This is a genomic window from Halobacillus sp. BAB-2008 (assembly GCF_000328325.1).
In the GTDB taxonomy this organism is placed as follows: Bacteria; Bacillota; Bacilli; order Bacillales; family Halobacillaceae; genus Halobacillus.
In genome coordinates this window covers 13,436-29,591 of sequence record NZ_ANPF01000046.1, presented here as the reverse complement: position 1 = coordinate 29,591, position 16,156 = coordinate 13,436, and the positions used below count along the sequence as shown (strand labels likewise).

At 43.7% G+C, this 16,156-nt stretch carries 15 protein-coding genes; 9 read left to right on the top strand and 6 right to left on the bottom strand.

The window, feature by feature from the left end; all coding sequences use genetic code 11:
- Nucleotides 1-74 precede the first annotated feature (74 nt).
- Entirely contained in the window at nt 75-1,448 is a 1,374-nt protein-coding gene (locus D479_RS11010; RefSeq protein WP_008636922.1) for a sugar phosphate nucleotidyltransferase, read from the top strand.
- A gap of 63 nt (nt 1,449-1,511) precedes the next feature.
- On the top strand, nt 1,512-2,396 hold the full coding sequence (galU, locus tag D479_RS11005) for a UTP--glucose-1-phosphate uridylyltransferase GalU (protein WP_008636920.1): 885 nt from the start codon (nt 1,512-1,514) through the stop codon (nt 2,394-2,396).
- Nucleotides 2,397-2,474: 78 nt separating this feature from the next.
- Here galU and D479_RS11000 read toward each other — a convergent pair whose 3' ends face one another.
- Both D479_RS11000 and manA read right to left on the bottom strand, forming a co-directional pair.
- Entirely contained in the window at nt 2,475-4,184 is a 1,710-nt protein-coding gene (locus D479_RS11000; RefSeq protein ID WP_008636917.1) for a phospho-sugar mutase, read from the bottom strand.
- A gap of 14 nt (nt 4,185-4,198) precedes the next feature.
- Nucleotides 4,199-5,086, bottom strand: a complete 888-nt coding sequence (gene manA / locus D479_RS10995) for a mannose-6-phosphate isomerase, class I (RefSeq protein WP_346773253.1) — start codon at nt 5,084-5,086, stop codon at nt 4,199-4,201.
- 679 nt (nt 5,087-5,765) lie between these two features.
- On the opposite strand from manA, the gene D479_RS10990 reads away from it, so the two are divergent.
- The 5 genes from D479_RS10990 to D479_RS10970 all read left to right on the top strand — a co-directional run bounded on the left by D479_RS10990 (nt 5,766) and on the right by D479_RS10970 (nt 11,819).
- A complete protein-coding gene (locus tag D479_RS10990) occupies nt 5,766-6,719 on the top strand; it encodes an LCP family protein (protein ID WP_008636911.1) in 954 nt (317 codons plus the stop codon).
- Between the two features lie 457 nt (nt 6,720-7,176).
- Nucleotides 7,177-7,926, top strand: coding sequence for a DeoR/GlpR family DNA-binding transcription regulator (locus tag D479_RS10985; protein WP_008636909.1), 750 nt, complete (start codon nt 7,177-7,179; stop codon nt 7,924-7,926).
- Between the two features lie 17 nt (nt 7,927-7,943).
- Nucleotides 7,944-9,239: a four-carbon acid sugar kinase family protein gene (locus tag D479_RS10980; RefSeq protein WP_008636907.1), complete on the top strand. Its 1,296-nt coding sequence runs from the start codon at nt 7,944-7,946 to the stop codon at nt 9,237-9,239.
- Nucleotides 9,240-9,252: 13 nt separating this feature from the next.
- Complete coding sequence (gene pdxA / locus D479_RS10975) at nt 9,253-10,260, top strand: 4-hydroxythreonine-4-phosphate dehydrogenase PdxA (RefSeq protein WP_008636906.1); 1,008 nt, start codon at nt 9,253-9,255, stop codon at nt 10,258-10,260.
- 185 nt (nt 10,261-10,445) lie between these two features.
- A complete protein-coding gene (locus D479_RS10970; protein WP_008636905.1) occupies nt 10,446-11,819 on the top strand; it encodes a gluconate:H+ symporter in 1,374 nt (457 codons plus the stop codon).
- Nucleotides 11,820-11,981: 162 nt separating this feature from the next.
- Here the strand turns inward: D479_RS10970 and D479_RS10965 are convergent, their stop codons facing one another.
- Together D479_RS10965 and D479_RS10960 are read right to left on the bottom strand one after the other, a co-directional pair.
- Entirely contained in the window at nt 11,982-12,182 is a 201-nt protein-coding gene (locus D479_RS10965; RefSeq protein ID WP_008636904.1) for a hypothetical protein, read from the bottom strand.
- Between the two features lie 81 nt (nt 12,183-12,263).
- Nucleotides 12,264-12,515, bottom strand: a complete 252-nt coding sequence (locus tag D479_RS10960; RefSeq protein ID WP_008636903.1) for a helix-turn-helix transcriptional regulator — start codon at nt 12,513-12,515, stop codon at nt 12,264-12,266.
- Between the two features lie 230 nt (nt 12,516-12,745).
- On the opposite strand from D479_RS10960, the gene D479_RS10955 reads away from it, so the two are divergent.
- Nucleotides 12,746-13,792 (top strand): lactonase family protein, encoded by a 1,047-nt coding sequence (locus D479_RS10955; RefSeq protein WP_008636901.1) that lies wholly within the window; start codon nt 12,746-12,748, stop codon nt 13,790-13,792.
- A 137-nt stretch (nt 13,793-13,929) separates the two neighbouring features.
- Nucleotides 13,930-14,400: a hypothetical protein gene (locus tag D479_RS10950; RefSeq protein ID WP_008636899.1), complete on the top strand. Its 471-nt coding sequence runs from the start codon at nt 13,930-13,932 to the stop codon at nt 14,398-14,400.
- A 40-nt stretch (nt 14,401-14,440) separates the two neighbouring features.
- Here the strand turns inward: D479_RS10950 and D479_RS10945 are convergent, their stop codons facing one another.
- Nucleotides 14,441-15,130, bottom strand: a complete 690-nt coding sequence (locus D479_RS10945; protein WP_008636897.1) for a hypothetical protein — start codon at nt 15,128-15,130, stop codon at nt 14,441-14,443.
- Nucleotides 15,131-15,168: 38 nt separating this feature from the next.
- Nucleotides 15,169-15,765, bottom strand: a complete 597-nt coding sequence (locus D479_RS10940) for a hypothetical protein (RefSeq protein ID WP_008636896.1) — start codon at nt 15,763-15,765, stop codon at nt 15,169-15,171.
- Nucleotides 15,766-16,156 lie beyond the last annotated feature (391 nt).

Genomic DNA, 16,156 nt, shown 5'->3' with positions numbered 1-16,156 from the left:
TGTTATTATTATAACTTTCTCAAGAAATATATTAATTAAGTATAAAAAAACAAAAATGCGGAAGGAAGTCTAAAATGAAGCTGGTGTTACTTTCAGGCGGATCTGGTAAACGGTTATGGCCACTTTCTAACGACTCACGATCAAAACAATTTATAAAAGTTCTTAAAAGCGAAAATAAAAATCAAATTTCTATGGTTCAAAGAGTTTGGAATCAGTTACATAAAAATGGGATTGATAATGAATCGATTATTGCAACGAGTAAATCTCAGGTAGACATGATTAAGAGTCAACTTGGAGAAGAGGTAACTGTTGTAACAGAACCCGAAAGGAGAGATACATTCCCCGCGATAGCACTAGCATGTGTCTATCTGTACTCTGAAGAAAAATGTGACAGAGATGAAGTAGTAACCATGTTGCCCGTGGATCCGTTTGTGGAAGACAACTTTTTCAGTAAAGTCAAGGACCTTGAGAAAGTTATAGAAAAATCAAATGCTGATATAGCTTTAATTGGAGTTAAACCCACATATCCGTCGGAAAAATACGGATATATAGTACCAGAGAGTAAAATGGATAATTATGTAAGGGTTAATTCTTTTAAAGAGAAGCCTAGTAAAGAGGTAGCTGTAGGTTTAATCGATAAGAATGCTTTATGGAATTGTGGTGTGTTTGCATTTAAGCTAGGATACATTCTTGATCTTTTAGAGGAGAAGAGTTTCTCTATAGATTATACTGAGTTGCTTAAAGAATATGCTAATTTTAATAAAGAAAGTTTTGATTATGAGGTATTGGAAAAAGCTAAAAATATTGTGGCAACATCATATGATGGTAAATGGAAAGATTTAGGTACTTGGAATACTCTAACAGAGGAAATGACTACTGAAATTATAGGTAAGGGTCTTATAGATGAAGGTGTACAAAACTCTCATGTTATTAATGAATTGGATATACCCATAACCCTATTAGGTTTAAATAATGTAGTAGTAGCTGCTAGCCCTGATGGAATTCTTGTATCAGACAAAGAAGCTAGTCCTAATATAAAGAAATATGTTGGAAAGTTTAACAATAGGCCAATGTATGAAGAAAGAAGATGGGGATGGTATAAAGTTCTTGATTATACTAAATATGATGAAGGTAATGAAATATTAACAAAAAGATTAGGTATTACTGCTGGTCAGAATTTGAGTTATCAAGTCCATTATAAGAGAACTGAAGTTTGGACAATTGTAAAAGGAGAAGGGGTGCTTGCTATAAATGGACAACTTCAGCATGTTAGAGTCGGAGATGTTATTCAAATTCCTTTAGCCCAAAAGCATGCTTTAAGAGCTACTACCAATATGGAGATAATTGAGGTTCAGACTGGAAGTGAATTGATAGAGGAAGATATATTTCGATTTGCTCTAGACTGGAATGAAATCGAATCACTTTGTAATGCATTTGTTAATTATTAAGATGAAGCAATAACTCAATTTTTTTATAGGTTAAGATATTTTAAGTCGAGGAGTGGTTTTTAGATGGTTAAAATTAAAAAAGCTATAATTCCAGCAGCAGGCTTAGGTACTAGATTTCTTCCAGCAACAAAAGCGATGCCAAAAGAGATGCTCCCAATAGTCGATAAACCAACTATACAGTACATAGTAGAGGAAGCCATTGCTTCTGGCATTGAAGACATAATTATTGTAACTGGTAAAGGGAAAAGAGCAATCGAAGATCACTTCGATAAGAATTTTGAACTAGAAGATAACTTGATGAGCAAGCAGAAATTCGATATGTTAGATAAAGTAAATGAAACTTCTAATGTAGATATCCACTATATCCGTCAGAAAGAGCCGAAGGGCCTTGGACATGCTGTCTGGTGCGCGCGCAAATTCATAGGTAATGAACCATTCGCTGTACTATTAGGTGATGATATTATCCGTTCTGAAGAACCAGGTTTAAAACAATTGATTGATCAATACGATAAAACTAGGTCTTCAGTCATAGGTGTTCAGCAAGTCCCGGATAATCAAACACACCGATACGGTATAATTGACCCAGAAAACAAAGAGGATCGCCTATATCAAGTGCGAAATTTTGTAGAAAAGCCTCCTAAGGGTGAGGAGCCTTCCAATCTTGCCATTATGGGACGTTACGTATTGACACCTGAAATTATGATGTTCTTGGATAAGCAGGAGAAAGGTTCTGGTGGAGAAGTTCAATTGACCGATGCTATACAAAAATTAAATGGTATTCAAAGAGTATTTGCCTACGATTTTGATGGTGCTCGCTATGACGTAGGTGAAAAGTTGGGATTCATTCAAACTACTATAGAAATGGCCCTGGAGAATCCAGAACTTAAGGATGACGTTATGGATATTTTGAAATCTTTAGTTGAATCAAGTGAAAGTGTAAGATCTTAAATAAGAGTAATAATTATATATTTTCTTTGTAAACTTAAAAAGCCACGATCCCTATTTAAAGGATCGTGGCTTTTTATTTCAAATTGATGGGACAGTAATTCTGTTGTTAATAGTAGTTTTTAGAGTATTAATGATTTCCTGGCTTTTAGCATTAGATGTTGATTTAACCCCATAGTAAAACTTGATTTTTGGCTCAGTACCGGATGGACGCAGACAAAACCAGCAGTCATCCTCCAAGATGAACTTGAGAACATTCGAGTTCGGCAGGTCTATTTCCTCACTTCTTTCTTCTTGGACATATTTACGGGTGGAGGAATGATAATCTTCAACAGCTATAACTTTCTTACCTGCTACTTCTTCAATTGCTGCATTTCGGAAATCATCCATGATTCCTTGAATAGCAGCCGCTCCTGACTTTCCTTCCAGTTTCATAGACTGCAGATCTTCAAGGAAGAATCCATGCTTTTCATATAGTTCGTGGAGGGCTTCCCATAAGGTTTTGTCCTGATTCTTCCAATAGGCCGCCACTTCTGCTGCCAATAGAGCAGCCTGAACCGCATCTTTGTCTCTCGCAAAGTCTTTGACGAGATAGCCATAGCTTTCTTCATAGCCGAACAGGAAGTTGAATTCTCCACTTTGTTCGAATTCACGAATCTTTTCTCCGATGAACTTAAAGCCGGTTAGAGTATCGATTGATTTAACTCCGTAAGAATTTGCAATGACACGACCGAATTCAGAGGTAACGATGGTCTTGATTAAGAGGCCGTTGTCTGGAAGGTTCTCACTTTGACCTAAGAGATAATCAAGCATTAAAGCTCCTGTTTGGTTACCGGAAAGTACTTTGAAATTACCATCCGCATCCGGTGCAGCAACTCCTAAGCGGTCTGCGTCTGGGTCCGTAGCCATCAGGACATCGGCCCCTATTTTTGCTCCATAGTCGATAGCCATTTCAAAGGCTTGATGTTCTTCCGGGTTAGGTGATGATACTGTCGAGAATTCTGGGTCCGGAGAAGCTTGTTCTTTGACGGTATAAACAGAAGTGAATCCACTCTGTTGAAGGCCTTTTTCGACTAAGTCTTTTGCTGTTCCGTGAAGAGGAGAGAAGACGATGTTCAGGTCTTTTTTTATGTCACTGCGAACGGTAACGTGCTTCAGTTCTTCCAGGTAAGCAGTATCAACTTCTTCGTCGATCCATCTTAATAGATTATTTTGCTCCAATTCATCTTGCTCCGAAACTTGCACTTCCAACTCATTCTCTACCTGATTTACGTATTGGATAATGGCTTTGGCTTGGGATGGTGGTACCTGACCCCCGTCGTCGTTGTACACTTTAAAGCCATTGTATTCTGGAGGGTTGTGGCTGGCTGTGATAACGATTCCAGCACCTGCATTTAAATGGCGGACTGCAAAGGACAGTTCTGGAGTCGGCCTTAGGGAGGTGAACACATAAGCTGGGATGTTGTGACAGCCTAGGACACGAGCTGTTTCCACAGCGAATTCTTTCGACATATAACGGGAATCGTAAGCAATAGCTACACCCCGTTCGATCAGTTGTTGTTCTTCTATGTAATTGGCAAGCCCTTCCGCAGCTTTACGGATGGTGTATATATTCATCCGGTTGGTACCAGGACCTATTTTTCCTCGGAGGCCGCCTGTGCCGAATTCCAGATCTTTATAAAAAGCATCTTCCAATAGGTTTTCATCATCAGCCAGCTGCTCTAATTGCAATGCCAGGTCTTCGTTTAATGTTTGAAATTCTCTCCAACGTTGGTATTCTTTTTTCCACATATAGATGCACCCCTTCAATTTTGATTAGATTTGGAAACGATGAACGTCGCGTTTCCGTGTAGTGTATAGGAATGAATAGTCGACGGAAGAATGAAATGATCCCCTTTTTTAAAGGAGTAAGATTGGTCTTCGATCGTTAACTTCCCTTCTCCCTCGATCGTGCTAACAAGCAGATAAGTAGAAGGAGACAGTTCTTCACTCCTGTCCGTTACCTGCCATTTATATACGGAGAAATAATCTTCTTCTATCAATGTTTCTTCCACTAGCCCTTCTTTAGTCTTCCTGCTCTTTGTAAAGGCAGGGTCATGGTGGGGAGCATTCGTCACATCCAGGGACTTCTCCAGATGCAGTTCTCTCTGCTGCCCCTCGGCGTCAACTCTGTCATAATCATAAACACGATAAGTGATATCAGAGCTTTGCTGTGTTTCAAGGATTTGTATTCCTGCACCTATAGCATGAATCGTGCCACTAGGTACATAGAAGAAGTCTCCAGGGGTTACCTTAATTTTGCGAAGCAGATTGTCCCAATCTCCGCTGTTTACCATATGTATAAGCTCTTCCTTATCAGCCGCATGATGTCCGAAGATTATTTCTGCATCTTCTTCGCAGTCGACGACGTACCAGCATTCAGTTTTTCCGTAGTTTTCTCCTTCTACTTCTCTTGCGAAGGAATCATTAGGATGGACTTGAACGGAGAGATCCTTTTTTGAATCTAACAGCTTCGTCAATAGAGGGAACTCGTTACCTTCCTCATTTGAAAAGAGTTCGCGGTGATGCTCCCATGCATAGGCGAGAGTTTTCCCTTGAAGAGGGCCGTTTTTTATAGTGCTGGAGCCATTAGCATGACCGGAAATGCACCAAGCTTCACCAGTTTGATTAGAAGGAATATCATAGTCAAACAGTTCCTGCAGTTTGGTTCCTCCCCATATTCTTTCTTTGTATTCGGGTTGTAAAATATCGGTTCTTTATACTTCATTTATTCACTCCTATAAAATAATCACAAAATAGATTGTATCATAAACCAAAAGTGGAAAATATATTTAATTACATAAGTAAAAAGAAATTTAAAGTTGCATATATTGGAACTTTTAAGGTTTAAAGACTTATAAAAACAATTATTGGATCCCTCTACTATAACTCGACAAAAAAAGAAGAATAGAAAAGTGTTTTTCTTGCAATTTTTTTGGGTAAACTGTGATAAAATCAATATTGAAAACGTTTCCAAAATAAATCAGAAAGAGGGTAGTTGCTGATGATTATAAGAGAAGGTGACTTTGCTGCAGGTCTGATTAATGGAGCTGTACTTTCCATACCTGTTTGGAGTATCCTCTTCATCATGGTTTTAAGGTTTATACAATAGAAAAGAGATTATAGAATAAGTCTCCTTTTCAGGAGGCTTTTTTATTTTGTTCAACAATCAGCTGATTTGACCGATATATCTTATGTCGAACACCGTAACATAATGTAGAAATATGGGATTTAATAGATACATATGAAGCTTAATGGTATAGTGGGAAAAGATAGAAATATATGGTTTCTGTTACATAGGCTTAACTTTATTTGGATACGGAGTGTGGAAAGATGAGAAGCGATAGAAATAAGAAAAAGAAAAAAGGGTTATGGTGGAAGATCCCTTTGTTAGCAGTCGTCCTTTTACTTGTAGCAGGAGGCGGCTATGTATTCAGCGTGTATAACAGTGCTAAAAACACGGTGAACGATGACATGCACGAAGAAGTGCAGTCCATCGATCATGAGGCAACGAAGAAGAAAATAGAGAAGAAAGAACCGTTGAATATATTGCTTTTAGGGGTGGATGAACGTGATGGTGACCGGGGCCGCTCCGATGCGCTTATGGTTTTATCTGTCGATCCGAACAATAATCGCAGCCAGTTGATCAGCATCCCGAGGGATACGAGAACAGAGCTTGTCGGTGATGCGAAACAAGCCGGCAAGATGGACAAGATCAACCACGCTTATGCGTTTGGTGGTACGGATATGTCGATCCAGACGGTTGAGAACCTGCTGGATGTAGAAATGGATTACTTTGTCCGCATGAATATGGAAGGCCTTGCAGAAATGGTCGATGCCATCGGCGGAATTACGGTCAATAATGATTTGGCTTGGACAGATACCGGCTATTATAAGAAAGGCTTTGAGTACACAAAAGGGTTAATGGAATTGAATGGTCCTGAAACAATGGGGTTTGTACGAATGAGATACCAGGACCCGGATGGGGACTTCGGTCGTAACGAACGTCAGCGCAAGGTTATTGAGGGCATTATTGATAAGGGAGCCAGCGTAGGTTCTGTCAATAAAATAGGAAGCATCATGGACGTCCTCGGTAATAACGTCAAGACGAACATGGATTTTGACATCATGAAGGATCTTCTTGCCAATTACAGAGGTGCGGGTGATAATCTCACTACCTATCAGATGACAGGTAACGGTGAAAAGATCGACGGTATCTATTACCTGCAGGTCGATGAGGGCCAGGTGCAGGAAGTACATGATATGATTACTGATTATAGCTCCTAACAAGAAACCGGCTGGTAGCAGCCGGTTTTTTTCGTACATCCAACAAATTATTCCTGTTTAATCGCATGCATGATTGGTTACAATGAGATAAATAAACATAGAAAGACAATGTCTTGGAGAGGATGGAAGGCATGAGTAATGAAGAAGGTAATTTCACTAAAGGATGTTTGAATGGTCTATTGTTATCAATTCCAATATGGCTGCTTATCTACCTTCTTTACAAATCAATATTTTAAGTACTAACAATAGTATAGAGTTTGTTAGAAGGATCCTTGTCTTTTACAGATAAGGGTCTTTTTTATGATTTGAAATTAAGGTTTCACTCATTTCGAACAAATTCGAACAATATTTCAAGGATTAAAGAACATAAAAAAACATATTTTGTTATATTATGTTGATTTAACTTCACTGAAAGCGTATACTTAACACAAACGAACATTGGAAGAGGTTGAAATACATGATACAAGCGGAAAGACGGTTCGAGATTTTAAAGCAGCTTCACTCAGAAGGAACGGTTTACATTGATCAGCTATCCTCTCTGTTTGATGTGTCGCCGATGACCATTCGGAGGGATCTTGCTTCGCTTGAAGAAGAAGGCAAATTGATCCGCTCACATGGAGGTGCGGTCCTGCCGGAGACGTTGACACAAGAGATTCCTTATCAAACGAAGCTGTCCAGTTATACGGCAGAGAAGCAGCAAATAGCAAGAAAAGCAGTGGAACGTATTCCGGAGCATGCAAGGGTGTTACTGGACTCAGGGACAACCAATCTTGAAATCGCTAAGCTCTTGAACAAGAGGGATGATCTCTTGATCGTGACCAATGATGCGAAGATATCGATGGAGCTTCTCAATTCCGAGTGTCAGGTCATTTCGACCGGAGGGGAACTCCAGAAAGGTGTCGGTGCTTTCATCGGAGCCCATGTGCAGGAATTTTTGAGGCAGATTAAAGTCGACATCGTTTTTATTGGTGCTAATGCGGTTCATCCGACAGAGGGTATTTCGACTCCGACTTTAGAGAAGTCGTATATCAAAAAGCGTATGCTCGAGAGTGCTAGTGCTAAATGGGGCGTCGCAGATCACAGCAAATTCAACAAGCGATCTTTTGCTCATGTGTGCGACTTAGGTGAGATCAACGGCATCATTACGGATGATCGAATCGACAGCGATACAGTAGAAGAATTACAGAAAGTAACCAATGTCTATTAGATGAAGGAGGGGTGGATGTGAGCAGTATTGTCGTGCTTTGTGACGACCTGACAGGAGCGAATGCCACAGGCGTCAAGCTGAATAAGAAAGGGTTCAAAACAGCAACGATCATACATGGGCTGCCAGTGCCGGATGCTGGATACGAAGCCATTTGCTTGGATACCGACAGCCGCTATGTTTCCGAAGATATGGCGAAGAGCAGGGTGAAAGCGGCTCTGGAGAAAAGTGAACGTCTGGGACGGGGAGAGATATACAGCAAACGGATCGATAGTACCTTGCGAGGGAACATCGGAAGTGAAATGGAGGCCATGCTGGAATTTCTCGGAGAGGATGCCGTAGCGGTGGTCGTCTCCTCCTTCCCCGACTCGGCACGAACCACTATCGGGGGATTTCTGCTGGTGGACAATGTTCCTCTTCAGCAAACGGATGTAGCAGCGGATCCTGTAAAGCCTTTAATGACATCAAAGGTGGAGGAAATCATCCGGTGCCAGACGTCCCTGCCGATTACTTCTGTCGGTCTCGATGTGGTCATGGATGGTCTGGACGCTTTGAAGAGAGAAATTGATGACGCGAAACAACACTCGAAAGTCATCTGTTTTGACGCGGTGACGGAGGAACATATTGAGTTGATTGCGGAAGTCGTCAAGGATATGAATGGTCCGATTCTTGCTGTCGACCCCGGGCCATTCACAGCGGCCTATGCAAGTAAGAAATTGAATCAAGTGCGGACGAATGAGAAGTACTTGATAACCATCGGAAGCGCCACCTCCCAAACGGGCCTGCAGATCGACTATTATACGCAGAAAACAGGCGTGGAACCGATTTATGTCGATCCTGCCAGCTTGGCTACTTTTTCAGAAACATGGGATCAGGAAGTGGATCGGATTGTCGCTATCGCGGAGGAAAGGCTGGAGGCCAGCGACATTTTACTCGTGACGACCTACCATCCGGGACATAAGATGTTGAACCTTTCTCAAATGGCTGAAGAGGAGAGCACAACCGAGGAAGGGCTTGCCAAGAGAATAACCGATGGGCTCGGTGTCATCAGCCGCCGCCTTTTGCAGAGCCATCGGGAATCCTTCAAAGGCTGCTATTTGAGTGGCGGGGATGTAACAGCATCTGTAGCCTCGATTACCAGAGCGCATGGGATTGAACTGAAAGATGAAATTCTTCCGCTCGCCGCCTATGGAAGTTTTACAGGAGGCTACCTGGATGGTATGCCGATTGTAACTAAGGGTGGAATGATCGGGGATAAGAAAGCCTTGTACACCTGTATGAACTATATGATTTCTTCTACCAAAAACTTTAATTAAAGGATGATGAAAAATGAACAACAACCTACCTGTAATCGTAATTCCAACCGGAGACCCTGCTGGTATCGGTCCTGAAATCGTCATAAAATCTCTGGCGCAGCAAGAAATTTACGATGTATGTAATCCTGTGGTCATTGGGGACCAAGGTGTTCTGAAAGTAATCATGGAATCCATTCATACCCACCTGGAACTGAATGTTATCAAGCAGACGTCAGAGGCTATTTTCGAAAGCGGTACCATCGATTTGATTGATCTCGACAATGTCGACCTCGACAGCTATGAAATGGGGATGGTTTCGGGCATGTGCGGGCGTGCTTCCTATGAATATATTAAAGCAGCACATGATTTAATCGAGTCCGGAGACGCAGACGCCATCTGTACACCTCCAATCAACAAGGAATCGCTGCAAGCAGCAGAAGACGTTCCTTATATCGACCATACGGCGATGCTGTCAGCGTTTACGGAAGCGGATGATCCGATGACAATGTTCGAAGTGAATGATTTGCGCATTTTCTTCCTGACTCGTCACGTATCCCTCGCCGATTCCATCCCTATGATGACCAAGGAGCGGGTGGAAGATTACTTGATTCGTTGTAAGAAAGCTTTGGAGCTGTTGGGAATCGAAAATCCGAAACTGGCACTTGCAGGTTTGAACCCACACTCCGGAGAAGGCGGATTGTTTGGACGTGAGGAGATAGACGAATTGAAACCAGGCTTGGAAGCTGCACGGGAACAAGGGGTTGAGGTGAACGGACCGGTTCCGGCAGACTCTGTTTTCCACCAGGCGGCAAACGGAAGATATGACGCTGTCCTTTCCCTGTATCATGATCAAGGACACATCGCTGCAAAAATGTATGACTTTGAACGTACCGTATCCGTGACAAACGGTCTTCCATACTTGCGGACATCTGTAGACCATGGGACGGCTTTCGATATTGCCGGTAAAGGAATCGCAAGCTCGGTCAGTATGGTGGAAGCCATCAAAGCAGCGGCCAAATACACACCATTTTTTAAAAAATAAAGAGTAAAACCCTATAAATGCAAGCGTAAAAAAGAGTCCCCTTGGTGCGGTTCCTGTTCCGTACCCTACCACAGATCCAGAACGGACAGCCCAAGGGAGGACTCGCTTGTCATTATATATAAACAAAACTTCATTAGCAATTTAAATAAGCTTTCTATCAAGAACCATAAAGGAGATGAATGTGAGTGGAAGCACCAGGTGGACAAATAATTCTAGGTTTGGTCATTGGTATAGCCTTGCTTGTTTTCTTAGTTATGAAAACTAAAATACATGCCTTTATCGCATTGATTATTTCAGCCTCGGTCATCGGTTTAGTAGCAGGCATGACCCCTCCCAATGTGGCAAATGCCATTACAGACGGCTTCGGAGGAACGCTTGGTTCGATCGGTATCGTCATCGGTTTCGGTGTGATGCTGGGGCGCGTCATGGAAGTCGCGGGAGCTTCGGAAAGACTGGCTTACTCTTTTGTGAAAATGCTTGGAAAACGAAGAGAGGACTGGGCGATGGCGTTAACGGGTTACGTCGTTTCCATTCCTATTTTTGTCGATTCAGCCTTTGTTATTTTAACTCCATTATTGAAAGCGATTTCAAAGAAAACGAAACGTTCCATCGTTACCCTGGGTGTTGCACTGGCCATCGGACTAGTAGTGACACACTCGCTCGTCCCTCCTACTCCAGGACCGCTTGGGGTCGCCGGAATATTCGACGTCAGTGTCGGTCTCATGATTTTGTGGGGACTGATCTTCTCCATTCCATTGATCATCGTCGGTGTATTCTATGCAAAATGGATAGGCAAACGAATTCACCAGCTGCCGGACGAAGATGGCTTAGGATGGATACGGCCCGAACAGCCGGCTGAAACCTATGAAGAATTCATCAATCAGCAGGAGAACAAACATCTCCCTTCCTTGTTCATGTCGATGGCTCCGATCTTAATTCCGATTCTATTAATCTTTGCCAATACAGTCGTCTCTGCGCAAGGATTAACAGAAGGTATCTTCGGCTATATCCAGTTCTTCGGTAATCCCGTCATTGCCGTCGGGATCGGCTTGGTTTTCGCGATTTATACATTGACGACTCGCTTAAGCCGCACGGATTCACTTGACCGTATGGAAGAAGGAATTAAATCTGCCGGTATCATTTTACTCGTCACAGGTGCTGGTGGTGCTCTCGGAAACGTTCTTCGTGAAAGTGGATCAGGGGACTATGTCGCCGAATTGATCGTAAACATGTCTGTGCCGCTCGTCCTTCTGCCATTCTTCGTATCCAGCTTTGTACGACTTGTGCAGGGAAGCGGAACGGTAGCGATGATTACCGCGGCTTCCATCACGGCGCCGATATTAGCGGGAGTCGATGGAGTCTACATGCCTCTTGCGGCAGTCGGAGCGACAACAGGATCCCTCTTATTCTCTTACTTTAATGACAGCTTCTATTGGGTCGTAAACCGGATGCTTGGTATTAAGAACGCTAAAGAACAAATGATGGTGTGGTCCATTCCGACTACGTTGGCATGGCTTACAGCATTTGTGATGCTGGTGGTTGTTTCCTTTTTCGTTTAAGTAAGGACGGACACATAGCATGAATGGAAAGAGACCTGCTCTTATTGCGGGAGGCCAAAACCTCGCAGTTAGGATCAGGTCTCTTATATTATTTAACGGTGCATTCCATGATGAGAGTTTCTGAGGATATATTTGATGGTTTCTATGGGGGGGATGGGACAGTCATTTCCTTCTCTCAATCTCCTGCCTCAACTGCTCCACAACATAACCGACAGCCTCCTCCTTATCACGGCCTTCACGGAGACTTCCAAACTCGAAAGTTCCAAGCACGCTGCCAATAACAAAGTAGGACAAGAGACCGCACCAGATTTCAATGCAGATACGTTCCTGCTCGATGGTAAAGTAGAGATATTCTTTTTTCAATGGGGTTCACCTCGTTCGGGGAATGGTTGGAGTGTTACCGGGGATGGCGCCGGAGGAGCGGGAAGAGATAAAGGAACAGGTTTAATTATACTCCTTTATCTCTTCCGGGGTGGGATAGATTTCGTTGTATTCGATTTCTAATGCTTCCGCCACTGCTTTCATGGTGATGTTGGTGGGATTTCTCTTTCCGTTTTCTAAATCACTGATGTAGGTCACGTCCATCCCGGCACGGAAGGCCAGCTCCTCTTGCGTCCACTTTCTTTCTGTGCGGAGTTTGCGAATTTTGATTCCTATAACCACGTTGTACAACTTACTTTCAATATAATTAGCCATGTGAAAATCATCCAATGGTTTCGGTGATCTGCCCATGGACTATGAGTCAAGTTTTGGGTTTTATTTACAATTTATCGGAATTTTTTCGTGTGCGCGACTATATACAGAGCCTGATATCAGGTTACGTTCTTTTTCTCGTTACTTGGAAAGGTGTTTCATTTTGCAATACACTAGTTTATGAGATAATTAGATAAGAAACGCAGCACACTAATCGTTAAAGGAGTTTTGGAATGGCTAAGTATAATGGATATGTCGGTACGTATACGAAACAGGAAAGTAAAGGCGTGTACCAGTTCACGCTCGATACGGAGAAGAAAGAGCTTGGCGATGTGAAGCTCGCTGCTGAATTGAATAACCCTACGTATGTAACGGTCAGTGACGATGACCAGTACTTATATGCGGTCGCTAAAGACGACGAGGAAGGCGGCGTGACGGCGTTCTCGATCGAAAGCGACGGGGGGCTGACACCGCTGAATGGGCAGTTCGCAGCCGGATCACCTCCGTGCCACGTGAGCGTCGACCGCGATACGAACACGGTCGTGACAGCGAATTACCATACGACGAAAATTGCTTCCTATTTAACGAATGAAGACGGATCGCTGAATCCGGCTGCTTCCGTCGTGGAGCACGAAGGGACAGGCCCGCACGAACGCCAGGAGAAGCCGCACATGCACTATGCAGGCTTCACGCCGGATGAGAAGTATGTTATCGCCATCGACCTTGGAAGCGACCGCGTGATTTCTTATGCGGTGAATGATGGGAAGCTCGATCAGGTCCAAGTGTTTAAGACAGCACCTGGTGCCGGTCCGCGCCACATCACCTTCCACCCGAACGGCAAATATGCCTACGTCATGACTGAGCTGAGCTCCGACGTACTCGTGCTTCACTATGACGAAAAGGACGGAAGCTTTACCCAAAAGCAGGCAATCACGACGATCCCGGAAACGTTCGAGGAGACGAACGACGGAAGTGCGATCCACATCTCGTCCGACGGACAGTTCATCTACGCCGGAAACCGCGGCCACAATTCGATTGCGGCATACAAAGTGGACCAGGATTCCGGAGAATTGACGTTCATCGAATGGACGTCGACGGAAGGAAACTGGCCGCGCGATTTCGTCCTTGACCCGACGGAGGAATTCTTGATTGCGACGAACCAGAAATCGAACACGATGACGTTGTTTGAGCGGGATAAGGATACTGGGAAGCTGACGCTCGTCCAGTCGGATGTGTATGTTCCGGAGCCGGTTTGTGTGAAGTTTACTTCCGGCAGATAATTGATTTTTATAATGTTGCTATGCACCCGTGGAGGAGCCTCCATGGGTGTTTTTTTATGACCGAAAGGTGTGGTTAATGAAGGAATACTAGAGGAAATAGGGAATACATAGGACTATGTGAGGAAGGGGGAAAGGGTATGAAGAAAAATCCGATTGCTACAGCGCTGTTTATTCTCGGCGTGTTATCCATTGTTGGAGGGATCATTTTAGGGTTGGTTTACGGAACGGAGGAGCCTTCCTATGGCTACGATCAAGGAACACTTGGTTGGTCCTTCGTCATCTACGGGGTCGTCTGGGGAGTCGTGTTACTGGGATTCTCTGAAATCATCAAACTGCTGCAGGGAATCTATAACCAAGGTGCGCCGGAGAAGGAGCGGGCCGAGGAGGACATTCCCACGCCTCCCCCGGAAACAGACAAAGGGTTTTCGGGAAATGTATCTACCGCCGCGAGAAGTGAAATCGTAAATTTCTATAAGAAGAAGGGGATAACGGTTGAGGGAATAGAGGCTATGGAAAAGGAATACTTTTACCTCGTTACGGCCGGTGGAAAACAGGAAATCGTGGAATTGGGTGGATTTAAGCCGATTGTCCATCCTAATCGTACATAAAAGAAGAGGCACAAGCTGTATGCAGCTTGTGCCTCTTCTTTTAATACTCTTCAACGGTTACGCGTTTATTCTTCGTATCGGCATCATCAAGGATGAAGATGGTAGGCTTGTCGACTTTCGTGAGGAGATAGCCGCTTGCCGGCCAGCCTCCTTTGACCAGCCGGCTCGTTCCGATGGCAACGAAATCTGTATCGAAGAAATTCGTCGGCATGATCGTGCTCGAGAATGTCGGATATTTCTCATCCTCCGGGCGCTGATCGGTAATCAGACGTTCGAATTCTGTCAGGTTGCCGGAATCGTCGAGAGCGATATCGAGAGAGTAGTCACCTAGATCGACCTCTTCCCCGTTTTGTTTGGCGTGCTTCTTGATTTCCTTATCGGACATGTCGACGACGTCCTCGATCGTCAAGTGCTCCTCCACGAGAGTGGAATCGGCTGGATCCCTGTAATTATAGTATTTCACGGCGCCTTTATGAAAGACGAACACCCGGCCGATCGACGTGTCTCTCGTCAGGCTTCCCGGTTCCGTCGCGGACGTGCCGAACCAGATGGCGTTCTCTTCCAGCGCTTCACTTAAAGGGACGAAGTCATCCGGGTTCCCGTCCTGGGGTCGATCTTGACTTTCTTGAGAGGGCGTATCAGCGCTTGACTCTTCACTTCCGCACGCCCCCAGCACAGCTGCCAATAAACCAATGAAAACTACTAAAAGCCACTTTCTTTTTCTATGCATTTCATTGCCTCCTATTATTCTCATGTATCTTATCTCGGTCATTGCTCCATAAACCGCAGAATGCCTTTCCTTGAAAGGAGCGGAACGGCGATTACATACAGAAACGGGCTGATGATGAAGACCCCGCCGTGTGTTAAATATCGGAGCACGATATCTTTGAAGATGAAGAAGGCGACGGTATAGATATGTAAGCTTCTTGCTCTATGTCTTCTTCCTTTTGGATGACTGGCGATATAGTTCCCTGCATACAACCTGCCATCCGCACCTCGGATTGTTTGCGTCCTCACGACATAATCATCAGGAGTGTTACGCTCGATGTCCAATAACCGTAATAACGTCGATCCGGATTGCTTGAAGAAGGAGGATTCCCGGAAAATGAACCGGTACAGCCAGGTGGATTGTACCCATGTAATAGCGTGAGGATAGCAGACGAAACAGAGGAGTACGAGCCAATGATGTATCGGGAACATCAAAGTGTAGGTAACGCCGCTGATATCGTAATATTCTCCACTGCGCTGCCAGTCGTTCCAATGACTATAGATCGTGACCGACAGAATAAAGATGGGAATCGGCGTGAGATAGCGCTTTTTGTTGATGTTCTTCAGGGCAAGGAGATAACCTTTGAGAAAATTCACCTTCCACTTCCTTTACACTTTTTTGAGTTCCCGTATGGGAGTATATATAGTCTGAGTCTGGATGTTTGTTTGGCAGATCATGTAATATTTTGTAGATAATTGCATTATAATCCAGTAGGTCTAAAGTGTCACTGTGAATCTCGTTTTCTGTCGTATTAATAAGTAAATAGTTTGAGTACAAAAAAACCAACTCCCGGTGTGGAAGTTGGGTTTAGATTATTATATAGACTTGTAAATGTAAATACTTGTGAGGTTTAATAATTAATTTCCTTATCAAAAAATTTCTTTGAAAAATTAATTTTAACATAGGTGTCAAGTTATGGGAATGGACTGGCGAAAGGGGGGAATTGCTCCATATATTTAACGGCACCATAGCTGCTACGCTGTCTTG